Raw genomic sequence first — 13,576 nt, 5'->3', positions numbered from 1 at the left:
GATTTGTTGTCACGAAGATTTCTTATGTGCCTAGCCGAATAATCTAAGATACCTTTCGGCTAATTCCATGGTTCCGTCCATCCAGCCAACACTTAATTCTGCTACCGGACCTGATTCCTGATGAGATGCAAGCCATGCAGTAAGCTGTAATCTTCTCATCATTATAAATGTGTCTATTTCTTCAAAATCCGTATCTGTGAACGGAAGAACCTTCTTATATCCTGCAAGCCATGCATTTACAAGCTTTGGAACAATTGGCTTGTCCTCAATAAAACTAAGTGCAGACGCAAGGTCATGTAAGTGCCATCCAAACCCGCAGTCATCAAAATCAATAACCTTAATCTGGTCGCCCTCAATAAGCAGATTGGCAAGTCGTAAGTCTGCATGGATGAGTCCGAAATTATTCTCATTAGTTCCATATCTTTCAAGTCTTCTCTTAATAATTCTTGAAACCTCTGACAGTATATTTTCAGCCTCCGGGGTCATCTCTGGAAACGCTCTCCAGTCACCCCATGCGGCATGCTCTCCTATTATTGTGTCGTAAGTCCATACCATACGGTCAAGCTTGTCTGTTCCGTTCCATATCTCTGTCTGACGGTGAAGATAAGCTGTTGTCTCGCCGAGATACCTGAACTGCTTTACCATCTGCTCCTCGTTATTCTCATCGGGTGCTTCTCCCGGAAGAAAATCACATATAACACAGAAATATACATTTCCATCCGGTCCTGTAATCTCCTGTATATTCTTACCATCAAGTCCTTTTATAGGATTAGCTACAAGAAGCGGTGTGTAGTCATTAATCTGTCTTAACCACTTCATCTCTGAATTAAGCTCATCCAATGTGTGATAACCCGGTCTGCTTATTCTAAGCACTCCCTCTTTTTCACCTGTTTCTTTGTTCTTGACCATGTAGGTTGCATTCTCCGACAGCACTATGAGTTTCGCCTCACATCTGTCCTGCCATCCGTATTTTTCAAGCGAAGCATTTGCAACCGCATCAAATAAATCAACATTTTCAAATGCCATGTCATTATCCTCCAATCAGAAAAGGCGTACACAAATCTATCCGATTCATGTACGCCTTTGTACTTTTCTTATATTTAATTACTGTCCCATAGATGTTGTTTCCGGCAATGTGCTTCCGCCATCAATAACTATCTGTGTTCCTGTTATGTAGCTTGATTCATAACATCCAAGGAATGCTGCAAGTTCTCCAACCTCCTCAGGGTCAGCCAGCCTCTTTAAAGGAACTGCATCTGCAATTGCCTGTATTGCTCTCTCCGGATTCTCCGGGTCTGACTGCTTTGCCATTCCTTCAACAAGCGGTGTCCTTACATATCCCGGACATATTGCATTAACTCTTATATTCTTATCTGCAAATTCTCTTGCAAGTGCCTTCGTAAATCCTACCAGTGCCGCCTTAGATGTTGCATATGCAACCTCTCCAGGATCAGCAACCATATCTCCTGTTACAGAGCTTGTAACTACGATTGCACCACCACCATTTGCTATCATGCTTGGAATAACAGCTTTTGCCACATTCCATGCACCTTTGACATTAATATCAAGATGTAAGTCCCTATTTTCAAATGTGTCATCTTCAAGAAAGTCTTCAAGAACACATACACCTGCGTTACATACAAGTACATCAATCTTTCCATATGTTTTCTCGGCAGTCTCAACAATTCTTTCAACACTCTTGTAATCAGATACATCAACCTGAACACCTGTTGCCTCATACCCTTCATTTCTTAACTGCTCTGCAAGTTCAAGCACCTTAGGACCTCTTGCTGCAAGCACACATTTTGCACCATACTTTGCATACACTTTGGCGATTCCTTCACCGATGCCTTTGGAAGCTCCGGTAATTACCGCTACTTTTCCTTCTAACTTTCCCATAACGCCACACACCTTTCTTAGTTCCTGAAATGTAAGAAAGGGGCACGAAAGCTTTTCACTTTCGTGCCCCTTTGCACTTCGACACTAACTATAGTCCCAAGTGCGTGAAATTGCAACAATAAAAATATGCGTTTTTCCCTTAATTCATAAGGTGATTTTCTAAAAATTTCTTTATTCGTAAAGTGGGTACTTATCTGTAAGTCCCTTAACAAGTTCCATTGCCTTAGCCTGGTTGGCATCTACATCATCAACAAGCATAGCAATTGCTTCTGCAACAACATCCATATCAGCCTCATTGAAGCCTCTTGTTGTAACGGCTGCTGTACCAAGTCTGATACCGCTTGTTACGAATGGAGAAGCCGGGTCATTAGGAATTGTATTCTTGTTACATGTAATATTAGCTGCATCAAGAAGCTTTTCAACTTCCTTACCAGTCTTGCCCTTGCTTAAGAGGTTAACAAGCATAAGATGGTTATCTGTACCACCAGATACGATATCAAAGCCTCTGTTCATAAGTCCATTAGCAAGTGCTGTTGCGTTCTTAACAACATTTTCAGCATACACCTTAAAGCTTGGGTCAAGTGCTTCCTTTAAGCATACTGCCTTACCGGCAATAACATGCATAAGAGGTCCGCCCTGAATTCCAGGGAATACAGACTTGTTAAGCTTGAACTTCTCTGCTGCCTCTGCTGAAGCAAGAATCATACCACCTCTTGGTCCACGGAGTGTCTTATGTGTTGTTGTTGTTGTCACATCTGCATAAGGAATTGGGCTTGGGTGTGCACCACCGGCTACAAGACCTGCAATATGCGCCATATCTACCATAAGTAATGCGCCAACTTCATCACAGATTTCTCTGAACTTCTTGAAATCGATTGTTCTTGCATAAGCAGAAGCTCCTGCAATAATCATCTTAGGCTTACATTCCTTGGCAATTCTTAATACTTCATCATAATCAATAAATCCGTCTGCTGTAACACCATAAGGAACGATGTTAAAGTATTTTCCAGAAATATTAACTGGTGAACCGTGTGATAAATGTCCACCACAGTCAAGGCTCATACCCATAACTGTATCTCCAGGATTAACAAGTGCGAAGAATACAGCTAAGTTAGCCTGTGCTCCTGAATGTGGCTGTACATTTGCATATTCACAGCCAAAAAGCTTCTTGGCTCTTTCAATTGCAAGTGTCTCAACAACATCGACATACTCACAACCACCGTAATATCTCTTTCCAGGATATCCTTCTGCATACTTATTAGTAAGAGGGCTTCCCATAGCAGCCATAACTGCCTTACTTACAAGGTTCTCAGAAGCGATAAGCTCGATGTGGCTTCTCTGTCTTCCAAGTTCATCATCCATAGCCTTAGCAAGGTCTGGATCATAGTTTAATACTTCATCAAATGAATACATATAACTTCCTCCCATTATACTTTAGTGAAACAAAGTGTCCCTAATTACTTATGATATAATTAAATTACGAATTAGTCAATTTAAAGTTATGAATTCCTGCTTTTTTTAATATTTGTTTCTGTATATCGACTGCAACTCCATATCCCTGCTCCTCAAGTTCATATGTTGATTGTTCAAGTGCCATCTCAAATTTTTCAACCATACTTAAAAAATGCTGCGTTGCTATTCCTTTTCCAAGACCAAGTTTCTTTGCCTCATTCTCAAACGACTTCTGATTTATATTCCTTATATCATATTCGCCATCTATGTTAAGCGACATTTTCTCTGTGCTGCTGTCATATATAACAGTACTTAATAAATCATATGCCGGAGCTAATCTTATTCCTTTTAAATCCTCACTATATAAAAGAGCAATATTTTTAACATGATTATCTGTATTACCTATAAGATAATTAAATATACATAAATCCCATAGCCTTATCTGATCTTCAATTGGATTGCTTGAATAATTTTTTATTAGTTCAAATGCATCTGCTAAATAATCTTTCCCGTTTTTCTCGTATTTTTGTGACGCTGTAATTCCAAGTGCCTGTGCAAAATCCTCCTGATGAAGTCTTAATGGAACTTTCTTCCCCATTAATTCTTTGGATGTATCTAAAATCTTTCTGTCATATCTTTCAGTTGCAAATAAAAAATCATTTTCTTTATCATTAAGATTAATAATAAAACTATCTGGTGTCCTAATTCCTAGTTTTCTTGCTGTCAGCAAACATAACTGTTCATTAGCAACAATCTTTTTTAACCTTACATGGCTCTGCTTTAATATATGTGTACTTGGTGCCAGTCCCGCTGGCTGATACCATTCATTATTATTCCTGTCATAATATAATCCGGTCTTTCCTGATGCCCCAGCCAATGATAAATGTGATTTAATAACCAGTTCCGCTGACTTAGTTGCACCTTCTCTTGCAAATTCCAGCAATTCTTCATGTGATAATAATCTGTAAGAAGATTCTGTTATATTCATATCACCTTCTACTATTCTTATTGCTCCCAGACACTCGCTTCCTAATTCTGAAAGAACTGATATATAATCATTTTCATCAACATGAAGCCAACCCGCAACACACCTTCTTGTATATCCTTCTGGTAAAAGACTTTCAAAAAAGCATCGTGTTCTTTCTGGTGAAAAGCTTCTTTCATCAAGCGGTAAACTGATTGATATTGCTCTTGAAGATTTATCTTCTATATATTCCTCTGAATATGAAAATACAGCATCGTCAGAATTATGCCCTGTAATACTGCCAACATTAATCATATTTCCATTACATTCAATATATACCTCTAAATTTCTCATTATCTCCCCCTTACATTAATATTAATATCAAGTCCCAGAATTGAAATTAACTGCATTACTTTGCCAATCTCAACAGTTGTTTTACCTCTTTCTACATCTGATATAAAACTTACACTAAGACCAGTATATTCTGACAAAAATGCCTGCGTATACTTTAATTCTTTTCTCCTGTTCCTGATTATATTTCCAAGCCCCTCAGAATCAGTTATTTTCATAATATTCACCTCAACGCAAAAAACAAGCCGTACGGCTTTATTATACATATTTTCTCACAAATAAAGCCGAGCGGCTTTGTTTTGATAAAAGCATTATAATATAAGCCGTACGCTTAGTCAATTTTCTTTTGTTACATAATTTCATTTTCTTGTAATAAAATAATATCCTGCGATTATTAATTTATATTGTGCCTTATGGGTATAGTATATATTTATCCAATCAGAACTTTTTGCCTTCAAACAAAAAACGAACCCACCCGAAGATGAGTCCGTTTCATAGTCTTAAACCGGCAGATTCTTCATACTCTCAAGACTTATAACAAGTGTTGATGTATTATGAAGAAGTGCTGAAGTTGTAGGCTGTATGACGCCCGTTACACCAAGTGCAATAAGTGCGGAATTGAATCCGACAATCACACGGTAATTTCTGTTAATCTTCTTAATCAGACTGTCACTTAATTTCTTAAGCATAAGTATCTGGTTAAGATCATCTGCGCCGACAGTGATATCTGCAATCTCTCTTGCAATCTCAGCACCATCACTTATGGCAATACCTACATCTGCTGCTGAAAGCGCTGGTGAGTCATTAATTCCATCACCAATCATAATTACCTTTCGTCCGGATGCCCGCTCTTTCTCTACGAACTTAGCCTTGTCTTCTGGAAGAACTTCTGAATAATATTCAGTAACTCCAACCTTTCTGGCAATAGAGGCGGCTGTTCTTTCACTGTCTCCGGTCATCATGACAACCTTTGATATTCCAGCCTTCTTAAGCCCTTCAATAACCTCCGGTGCTTCTTCTCTTAATGGATCAATTATGCATATAACTGCTGCAAGCTGACCGTTAATTGCCATATAAAGATGTGAGCAGTCATCTGGAAGACTGTCAAATAACTCCTGCTTTCCCGCTGGAATTACACATGCCTCATCCTCAAATACAAAGTGATGGCTTCCTATGATAACCTTGCTTGTATTGATAAATGTTGATATTCCATGTGCAACAATATATTCAACCTTAGAATGCATCTCTTCGTGCATAAGGTTTCTTCTGCCAGCTTCATTAACAACGGCCTTAGCCATTGAATGTGGAAAATGCTCCTCAAGACACGCAGCTATTCTTAACAGCTCATCTTCCGGCATTCCGTTAAATGAATATACCCTGCTTACTGTTGGCTTAGCCTTTGTAAGTGTACCTGTCTTATCAAAAACGATAGTATCCGCTTCAGCAATTGCCTCTAAGAACTTACCGCCCTTGACTGTTGCACTCGCCTGACTTGCCTGTCTTATTGCTGCAAGTACCGTAATAGGCATAGCAAGCTTCAATGCACATGAGAAATCAACCATAAGTATTGACAATGCCTTAGTAGTATTGCGTGTTAACAGATATGTAAGTGCAGTTCCGCCAAGTGAATAAGGTACAAGCTTATCTGCAAGATGCTCTGCTTTTGACTCAAGACCTGATTTTAACTTCTCAGATTCTTCAATCATCCTGACAATCTTGTCATATTTGCTTGAGCCTCCGGCACGCTTAACTCTGAATACTATCTCGCCCTCTTCTACTACAGTTCCTGCAAATACAGAAGTTCCCTCACCTCTTCTTATAGGCTCAGATTCTCCTGTAAGTGAAGCCTGATTAACCATAGCCTCACCACTGATAACAGTTCCATCAAATGGGATTACATTACCCATCCGGATTATTACATTATCTCCGTCCTTAACATCTTTCACAGATACCTGTACTTCTGCATCATCTGTCTTTAACCAGACCTTATTAACGTTAAGTGACATCGTTCTTGCCAGGTCGTCAACCGACTTCTTGTGTGTCCAGTCCTCTATTATCTCACCTATACCAAGAAGAAACATTACTGAACTAGCTGTATTAAAGTCTCTTCTTAAGATAGAAACTCCTATTGCAGTTGCATCAAGAACTGGCACTTCAAGCTTTCTGTCAAGCAGTGTCCTGATTCCTTTATAAATGTACTTCATTGAAGATACCGTTGTTAATACCGCACATACTGGTGCCGGAATAAACAATTTCTTAGTCATTCTCCATAATACCTGATCTGCTAACTTCTCAGTATAGTGTGAATTAATTGCCCTTCCTGATGTTGCAAGAACATCTTCAGGAACCTCTACATTGCTGTATCTGAACTTAGCAATAGCTTCAATCACAGCCTTTCTTGAACATCTGTACTCGACAACTGCATCAGCAGTTCTCTCATACACCTTGGCATTTGTAACGCCCTGCAGATTCTTAAGATAATACTGCAAAGTATCTGCCTGTGTAAAAGTCATGCCAGAAGCATCCATGTGAACGCGGATTCTTCCGGGCACATCATGCTTTATTGTGAATTTCATACTCTATTACGCTTCCTCATTTTCATCTACTGAATCAAGTACAACTTCTTCTGTGTTATACTTTGTCTCATTGATTGTCTTAGCATCAGCATATATATCCTCACAGTTTTCCTGAACAGTTGTAGCTGTCTTCATTATACATGATTTAGCTCTTAAAACTGCTGCTGTGCAGTTAGTATAAAGTTTCTTGGCGTCCTTGCTTGTAAGAATCTTAATTCCAGCTGTTCCAAATAATACACCTGCTGCAAAAAGTCCTGGTTTCTTTAAGTTATCAATTTTCATACTGTGCTCCTCTCTGTCCATATTGGACAATAAATGTTTCTTAAGTTTGACGGTTATTATATTACACATTATGTAACATTTCTACATAAATCCACTTATTGAGAAATCTTCTCAATATAGCAAAAGGAGAGATGAAACAGTTTCATCTCTCCCTTATTAGTAAATATTATTTATTAACTGAAACTGCCTTTTTCCTGTCAACTACACTTGTTATCTTCTGATTCTTAATGTATCCGCAGGCTTCTAGCCCTGACTCAATAATTTTACTCCATTTGCTTTCTGATAAATTAATTGACGAATCATCGTTTAATCTTACAGTATAACCGCCATTATCGTTTTCATCACAAGTTATTCTGTACATATTCTTACGGTTAATTGCACCTATCTCTTCAAGTGTATTAACCATACGATATACAGTAGCAGCTCCTATTTTAGGATCCTTCTTTATTGCCTTGTAATAAATCTCTTTACAGCTTGAGCAGTCCTCTTCAAGAATTACATCAAGAAGCATAAGCCTCTGTTTAGTTATCCTGCAACCCTGCTGCTTGAGACGAGAAATAATAATGTCTTTGTCTTTATCAGGATTTCTGACCACCCGTTACCTCCTTTTAATGGCAGTGTCCTTTGCATTTTCCGCAGTCACCACCACATGTGAACGATTTACCATTTTTCTTGTCGTGTACCATACTGCGTACAATAAGTGCAACTATAATCACCAATATTACTCCTACTATAATTGTTCCCAGCATAATTACACCTCCGATAATATATCATTTAATTACTTTGTTGCATTTAAAATCTTCTTAGAATCAACCTTTAATGTCTTACTTTCCTTATATGGTCTGAATAACAGATAAATGAAACCGACAATTATAAGAATAGCGATTACTGTGAATATGTTAAATGCTGTGTCGCCAGTAATAAGACCAGCAATCTGGTTAATTACAAGACCTACAAGGTAAGCATATCCACACTGGTATCCGATTGCAATCCAGAACCACTTAGTGTTGTTCATCTCTCTCTTAATAGCACCCATAGCTGCGAAGCAAGGAGCACAGAGAAGGTTGAATGCAAGGAATGCATATCCGCTTACTACTGTAAATGTAGCTGCCATGTTAGCATATACTGTTCCCTCACCTGCTGAGTAAAGGATACCCATTGTACCAACGATATTCTCCTTAGCAACAAGACCAGTAATAGAAGCAACAGTTGCCTGCCAGTTACCAAATCCTAAAGGAGCAAATATCCATGCGATTGCCTTACCAATCTGCCAAGAATAGAGAAGTCAATCTGATCATCTGCAAGCATTGTAAATGTTCCATCAACAAATCCGAAGTATGTTGTGAACCAGATAATGATTGTTGAAAGTGTGATGATTGTTCCGGCCTTCTTGATGAATGACCATCCACGCTCCCACATGCTTCTTAATACTGTACCAACTGTTGGAAGATGGTATGCTGGAAGCTCCATAACGAATGGTGCCGGATCTCCAACGAATAACTTTGTCTTCTTTAAGATGATACCTGAGCAGATAATTGAGAATATTCCAAGGAAATATGCTGATGGAGCAACCCATGGAGCACCATCAAAGATAGCACCAGCAACCATTGCTATGAATGGAAGCTTAGCTCCACAAGGAATAAATGTTGTTGTCATAATTGTCATCTTACGGTCTCTGTCGTTCTCAATTGTACGTGAAGCCATGATACCAGGAACACCACAACCTGAACCGATAAGCATTGGAATAAATGACTTACCTGAAAGACCGAACTTACGGAAAATTCTATCCATAATGAATGCTATACGTGCCATATAACCGCAAGACTCAAGGAATGCAAGGAATATGAATAATACAAGCATCTGTGGAACGAAGCCAAGTACTGCACCAACACCGGCTACAATACCATCAAGGATAAGGCCCTTTAACCAGTCTACACAACCGATTGCATCAAGTCCTGACTCAAGAAGCACTGGGATACCAGGAACCCATACACCATAATTAGCAGGATCTGGAGCTGCCCCATCATTATCTATGCACTGTTCAATAGCTTCCTTAACACCGGCTGCATCTGTTGTCTCTGTTGTTACACTAAGATTTTCCTCATCTTCTACATCATAATCTAATGTAAGATTAGCTGGAACTGTGTTTTCAAGTTTCTTTAATGCTGCTACTGCTGCATCTGAATCATAATCGTCTGCTTCTGTATCAATAGCATCTGCATACTCTTCACCTTTATCACCAAGCTGTCGATATATGCTGAGATAATTGCATCTGAATCACCATACTCATCAGCTACTTCTTCGTAAGCAGAAGTGCCGATTCCGAAGAGATGCCATCCATCACCAAACACACCATCGTTAGCCCAGTCTGTTGCCCATGTACCAACTGTTGTAACTGACACATAGTATACGATAACCATTACAACCGCAAATATTGGAAGTGCTAAGAATCTGTTAGTAACTATTCTATCAATCTTATCTGATGTAGAAAGCTTCTTCTCAGACTTCTTTGCAAAACATCCACTGATAATTGAAGATATATATGTATATCTTTCATTAGTGATAATACTCTCTGTATCATCATCAAATTCTTTTTCAAGAGTCTCAATCTCAGCTGAAACATCTGGAACATTCTTCATAAGAACTTTAATCTTATCATCCTTCTCAAGAAGCTTGATAGCAAAGAATCTCTTCTGTTCTTCAACAATATCAAGACCAAGTTTATCTTCTACCGCTGATATTGCTGCCTCAACCTTATCGTCAAACTTGTGAGCGATTGTATTGAGCTTCTTGCTCTCTGCAAGCTTAACAGCCTTTTCTGCTGCTTCCTTGATACCAGTTCCCTTAAGTGCTGATATCTCAACAGCTTCACAGCCAAGGTTCTTTCCTAACTTAGCAAGATCAACCTTGTCTCCGTTCTTTTCCATGATATCAACCATGTTAACAGCCATGATAACCGGAATACCCAGTTCCATAATCTGTGTTGAAAGATAAAGGTTTCTTTCAATATTAGTACCATCAACAATATTGATGATTGCATCAGGTCTTTCGTTAATAAGATAATTTCTTGCTACTACCTCCTCAAGGGTATAAGGAGAAAGTGAATAAATACCAGGTAAATCCATGATAGTGACATCTTTATGTCCCTTTAATTTACCTTCCTTTTTCTCAACTGTAACGCCTGGCCAGTTACCAACGAACTGATTAGATCCGGTCAAAGCATTAAACAATGTTGTTTTACCGCAGTTTGGATTACCTGCTAATGCAATTTTAATTGACATTTGACTACCTCATTTCTTTTATATAAATGTTTATGCATTTGCTAACAAATATTTGACAATTCTTACATTAATTAGATTATGCTAACCTGCATGTAAAAAAATCAGCCTACCTCTATCATCTCGGCATCGGCTTTACGAAGCGATAATTCATAGCCTCTTACTGTAATCTCTACAGGATCTCCCAAAGGTGCTACCTTTCTTACATAGACTTCAACTCCCTTAGTAATTCCCATATCCATAATTCTTCTCTTAACCGGACCATCACCATTTAACCTGGTAACTTTAACGGTCTGGCCTACAGATACATCTCTTAAAGTCATAGTTTATCTCCTTCTTATTTTAGTTTTATATAAGAACTGGCATATTCAGTCCTTTATACCATAATTTTATTAGCCATATCTTTTCCTATGGCAACTCTTGATTCCTTAATGTTAACAATGACATTACCGCCAGCTTTAGAAACAACTGTAACCACTGCTCCCGGAACGAATCCAAGATTCTCAAGAAAACGTCTTATTTCTTCCTTTCCACCAATCCGCTGGATTGTGTATGGAGTTCCTTCATCAATCATAGTTAATGGCATAAGCTCATCTCCTCTTTTTAGCATATTGATAATGTTTTTCATTACCACCTTGGTTAGTATATTCTAATGGTCATTAGATGTCAACAACTTTTGTTATAGTTTTATAATATTTTTTAGAACAGATTAACCCCTGATTGATATAACCAACCAGGGGCAAAATGTGCAATCTTTTCAATATATTACAGGCAATAAATAATTATGCTAATGCTGCCCCAAGTTTTTTGCAGTTTTCAACAGCATCATCATCTGGTGCTTCCTGACAGATTACGCTGTCTGTTGCAAGAACAACACCTGCAGCCTTGCTTCTTTCTTCCCAGTCAGCCATCCATTCGCCGCTTCCCCATCCATATGAACCGAAAAGTGCAATTTTCTTACCGCTAAGGCTTCCTTCTACCTCTGTGAACATTGGCTCAAACTCTGATTCTTCAAGATTCTCTGCTCCCATTGCCGGGCATCCGAATGCGATTCCATCATATTCAGCAACCTTTCCTGAATTAAAATCATTTGCCACAATTACATCAACCTCCGCTCCGGCTCCTTTAGCACCTTCTGCAACTGCGTTAGCCATTGTCTCTGTATTACCTGTTCCACTCCAATAAACTACTGCTACTTTACTCATTATCCAATCTCTCCTTTTTTACTTTTATATGCTTAAACCGTTAATGCAGATATGCTTCTGCCTCGGTCAAAGACTCTTAAATATACTTCTGTGCATTTTCTGTAACGTGCAAACATCTTCTGGCTGAATGCCTCATCACAATACACCTTCCATACCCCACAACATTTGTAATTGCAGCCCTTTTGTCTTATAAACTGGATTACATCTTCCACTGGGTAACTTAAGAACAGCCCTATTTCATGTGGAAAGCATGTGTTCTCCTCCACTCTCTGTTTAAGATGCTTGATGCTTGCTCCAACTTTATAATCTGTATATCCAAATGTTTTCAGTACATTTTGTACTCCTGGCTGTGACAAATCCTTCTCTAATCTGTCAGGTCTGAACACATATAAAAGTGCACTCTTTTCATTTCTCTTTAAAAATGTAACATACACGCCTTTGGCGTTAAGTTTTCTGTTAACACTTGCAAGCTCTCTCCTAAAATCAGATATATTATCATATCTGTAATTAAAAAGGTTGCCAGTCTTTAATCCGGCAAGCGTCGGAGAACACTCTTTTATAACTTCCCGCTCAATTCTTCCCAATACATCTGTACAGACCATTTTTCTTTTCCTTCCATATTGCACTTTATTGTCTTTTTATTAGCATGCCTTGCTTTCGCCTAAATATGCTTCTAAAACACTTGTAAGCGATGCCGCACTGCTTGAATGTGTTCTCACAATATCAACATCATTCTTCTTAGCCTCTGTAACAGCTGATAAAACCATCTTATGAGAAACCGTATTAGTAAACAGTATCATAAGATCCGGTGTTCCAATCTGCTTGGAAAATCCGCTTTTTTCCTTAACAAATACCTTCGCCTTGCAGCCGTGTTTCTTACATATCTGCTGATACTGGCGTTCCATACATTCATTTCCACCAATAATAACTACGCTCATATGCCTATCCTTTCATCTGACTTACTTTCGTTAGCTTTATCTAACCTATGTCTATAAAATAACGGGCACCCTAACTGGATACCCGTTACATCAGTTAGCTTTAACTAACTATTAAAATATCATCTTTGTATGTATCTGTCAATACGTTTTTATAAATTATCTGTCAAATGGTGCATCGTCATCATTATTGTCAAAGTCATCAATATCCGCATGACCATCTGAATGATCATGACCATCAATCATATTCTCTCTGTTGACAACTCTCTTGATATCTCTCTGCTTCTCCACAAGATCTGATAACAGCTCTTTAGTAGCCTTAGGCCTCTTGATATTCTTAATTTCAAAGTCACCCATCGTCTTGTCTCCAGAGCATACTTTAATAGTTCCTACTCCGACAAGTCTCTGCATGAATGAGCGCTCCAATGAAATATCCATAATCCGATACAGTCTTACCTCATCATCTTTAACACTGAAAAATCCTTTGCTTATAAAGAATCTGTCCTTAGATACACTGTATCTTGTAAATGACCATGGAAGTCCGAGGAAGAGAATTCTCTTCCTGTCCTTCCATAATATATCTGTGCTGACTTTATCTCTTGCCATAATATCCCCTCCAATTCTAATGGCACAC

Annotated in this window: 15 protein-coding genes and 1 pseudogene; all 16 read right to left on the bottom strand. The window is 38.5% G+C overall.

Annotated elements, in window-relative coordinates:
- Window positions 1-30: 30 nt before the first annotated feature.
- The gene (locus DW963_RS05575; protein ID WP_012738832.1) at window positions 31-1,026 is read right to left on the bottom strand and encodes a phosphotransferase enzyme family protein; all 996 of its coding nucleotides are present in this window, start codon (window positions 1,024-1,026) and stop codon (window positions 31-33) included.
- A 78-nt stretch (window positions 1,027-1,104) separates the two neighbouring features.
- Window positions 1,105-1,899, bottom strand: coding sequence for an SDR family oxidoreductase UcpA (gene ucpA / locus DW963_RS05570; RefSeq protein WP_055288127.1), 795 nt, complete (start codon window positions 1,897-1,899; stop codon window positions 1,105-1,107).
- A gap of 171 nt (window positions 1,900-2,070) precedes the next feature.
- Window positions 2,071-3,312: a serine hydroxymethyltransferase gene (glyA, locus tag DW963_RS05565; RefSeq protein ID WP_117914181.1), complete on the bottom strand. Its 1,242-nt coding sequence runs from the start codon at window positions 3,310-3,312 to the stop codon at window positions 2,071-2,073.
- A 64-nt stretch (window positions 3,313-3,376) separates the two neighbouring features.
- A complete protein-coding gene (locus tag DW963_RS05560; RefSeq protein ID WP_117914180.1) occupies window positions 3,377-4,669 on the bottom strand; it encodes a type II toxin-antitoxin system HipA family toxin in 1,293 nt (430 codons plus the stop codon).
- Entirely contained in the window at window positions 4,669-4,884 is a 216-nt protein-coding gene (locus tag DW963_RS05555) for a helix-turn-helix domain-containing protein (protein WP_117914179.1), read from the bottom strand. Before DW963_RS05555 ends, DW963_RS05560 begins: the two co-directional genes overlap by 1 nt.
- Window positions 4,885-5,166: 282 nt before the next feature.
- A complete protein-coding gene (locus DW963_RS05550) occupies window positions 5,167-7,242 on the bottom strand; it encodes a heavy metal translocating P-type ATPase (RefSeq protein ID WP_117914178.1) in 2,076 nt (691 codons plus the stop codon).
- A gap of 6 nt (window positions 7,243-7,248) precedes the next feature.
- Complete coding sequence (locus DW963_RS05545) at window positions 7,249-7,524, bottom strand: DUF6110 family protein (protein WP_049777859.1); 276 nt, start codon at window positions 7,522-7,524, stop codon at window positions 7,249-7,251.
- 166 nt (window positions 7,525-7,690) lie between these two features.
- Window positions 7,691-8,119 carry a Fur family transcriptional regulator gene (locus DW963_RS05540; protein WP_117914177.1) on the bottom strand — a complete coding sequence of 143 codons (429 nt, stop codon included), beginning with the start codon at window positions 8,117-8,119 and terminating at the stop codon, window positions 7,691-7,693.
- Between the two features lie 13 nt (window positions 8,120-8,132).
- The gene (locus DW963_RS05535; RefSeq protein ID WP_012738824.1) at window positions 8,133-8,273 is read right to left on the bottom strand and encodes a FeoB-associated Cys-rich membrane protein; all 141 of its coding nucleotides are present in this window, start codon (window positions 8,271-8,273) and stop codon (window positions 8,133-8,135) included.
- 29 nt (window positions 8,274-8,302) lie between these two features.
- Window positions 8,303-10,805 (bottom strand): annotated as a pseudogene (feoB, locus tag DW963_RS05530) (ferrous iron transporter B).
- A 101-nt stretch (window positions 10,806-10,906) separates the two neighbouring features.
- Complete coding sequence (locus DW963_RS05525) at window positions 10,907-11,125, bottom strand: FeoA family protein (protein WP_117914176.1); 219 nt, start codon at window positions 11,123-11,125, stop codon at window positions 10,907-10,909.
- A 53-nt stretch (window positions 11,126-11,178) separates the two neighbouring features.
- Window positions 11,179-11,388 (bottom strand): FeoA family protein, encoded by a 210-nt coding sequence (locus DW963_RS05520; RefSeq protein WP_022097505.1) that lies wholly within the window; start codon window positions 11,386-11,388, stop codon window positions 11,179-11,181.
- Window positions 11,389-11,584: 196 nt separating this feature from the next.
- Window positions 11,585-12,007 carry a flavodoxin gene (locus tag DW963_RS05515; protein WP_117914175.1) on the bottom strand — a complete coding sequence of 141 codons (423 nt, stop codon included), beginning with the start codon at window positions 12,005-12,007 and terminating at the stop codon, window positions 11,585-11,587.
- Between the two features lie 32 nt (window positions 12,008-12,039).
- Complete coding sequence (locus DW963_RS05510) at window positions 12,040-12,609, bottom strand: DUF3793 family protein (protein ID WP_117914174.1); 570 nt, start codon at window positions 12,607-12,609, stop codon at window positions 12,040-12,042.
- Window positions 12,610-12,648: 39 nt separating this feature from the next.
- The gene (locus DW963_RS05505) at window positions 12,649-12,945 is read right to left on the bottom strand and encodes a DUF2325 domain-containing protein (RefSeq protein WP_117914173.1); all 297 of its coding nucleotides are present in this window, start codon (window positions 12,943-12,945) and stop codon (window positions 12,649-12,651) included.
- A gap of 156 nt (window positions 12,946-13,101) precedes the next feature.
- Window positions 13,102-13,548, bottom strand: a complete 447-nt coding sequence (locus DW963_RS05500; protein ID WP_022097508.1) for a PH domain-containing protein — start codon at window positions 13,546-13,548, stop codon at window positions 13,102-13,104.
- Between the last annotated feature and the right edge of the window lie 28 nt (window positions 13,549-13,576).

Origin of the sequence: Eubacterium sp. AM46-8 (assembly GCF_003466705.1) — a bacterium.
Classification (GTDB): Bacteria; Bacillota; Clostridia; order Lachnospirales; family Lachnospiraceae; genus Lachnospira.
Note: the sequence above shows the minus strand (reverse complement) of the source record. Positions and strands in the feature narration are given on the sequence as shown.

Bases quoted from the DNA above. Each gene is read 5' to 3' on its own strand.
- DW963_RS05545 (WP_049777859.1), bottom strand. From the start codon at position 7,524: ATGAAAATTGATAACTTAAAGAAACCAGGACTTTTTGCAGCAGGTGTA.
- DW963_RS05560 (WP_117914180.1), bottom strand. From the start codon at position 4,669: ATGAGAAATTTAGAGGTATATATTGAATGTAATGGAAATATGATTAAT.
- DW963_RS05520 (WP_022097505.1), bottom strand. From the start codon at position 11,388: ATGCCATTAACTATGATTGATGAAGGAACTCCATACACAATCCAGCGG.
- ucpA (WP_055288127.1), bottom strand. From the start codon at position 1,899: ATGGGAAAGTTAGAAGGAAAAGTAGCGGTAATTACCGGAGCTTCCAAA.
- DW963_RS05500 (WP_022097508.1), bottom strand. From the start codon at position 13,548: ATGGCAAGAGATAAAGTCAGCACAGATATATTATGGAAGGACAGGAAG.
- DW963_RS05535 (WP_012738824.1), bottom strand. From the start codon at position 8,273: ATGCTGGGAACAATTATAGTAGGAGTAATATTGGTGATTATAGTTGCA.
- DW963_RS05550 (WP_117914178.1), bottom strand. From the start codon at position 7,242: ATGAAATTCACAATAAAGCATGATGTGCCCGGAAGAATCCGCGTTCAC.
- DW963_RS05515 (WP_117914175.1), bottom strand. From the start codon at position 12,007: ATGAGTAAAGTAGCAGTAGTTTATTGGAGTGGAACAGGTAATACAGAG.
- DW963_RS05505 (WP_117914173.1), bottom strand. From the start codon at position 12,945: ATGAGCGTAGTTATTATTGGTGGAAATGAATGTATGGAACGCCAGTAT.
- glyA (WP_117914181.1), bottom strand. From the start codon at position 3,312: ATGTATTCATTTGATGAAGTATTAAACTATGATCCAGACCTTGCTAAG.
- DW963_RS05575 (WP_012738832.1), bottom strand. From the start codon at position 1,026: ATGGCATTTGAAAATGTTGATTTATTTGATGCGGTTGCAAATGCTTCG.
- DW963_RS05525 (WP_117914176.1), bottom strand. From the start codon at position 11,125: ATGACTTTAAGAGATGTATCTGTAGGCCAGACCGTTAAAGTTACCAGG.
- DW963_RS05555 (WP_117914179.1), bottom strand. From the start codon at position 4,884: ATGAAAATAACTGATTCTGAGGGGCTTGGAAATATAATCAGGAACAGG.
- DW963_RS05510 (WP_117914174.1), bottom strand. From the start codon at position 12,609: ATGGTCTGTACAGATGTATTGGGAAGAATTGAGCGGGAAGTTATAAAA.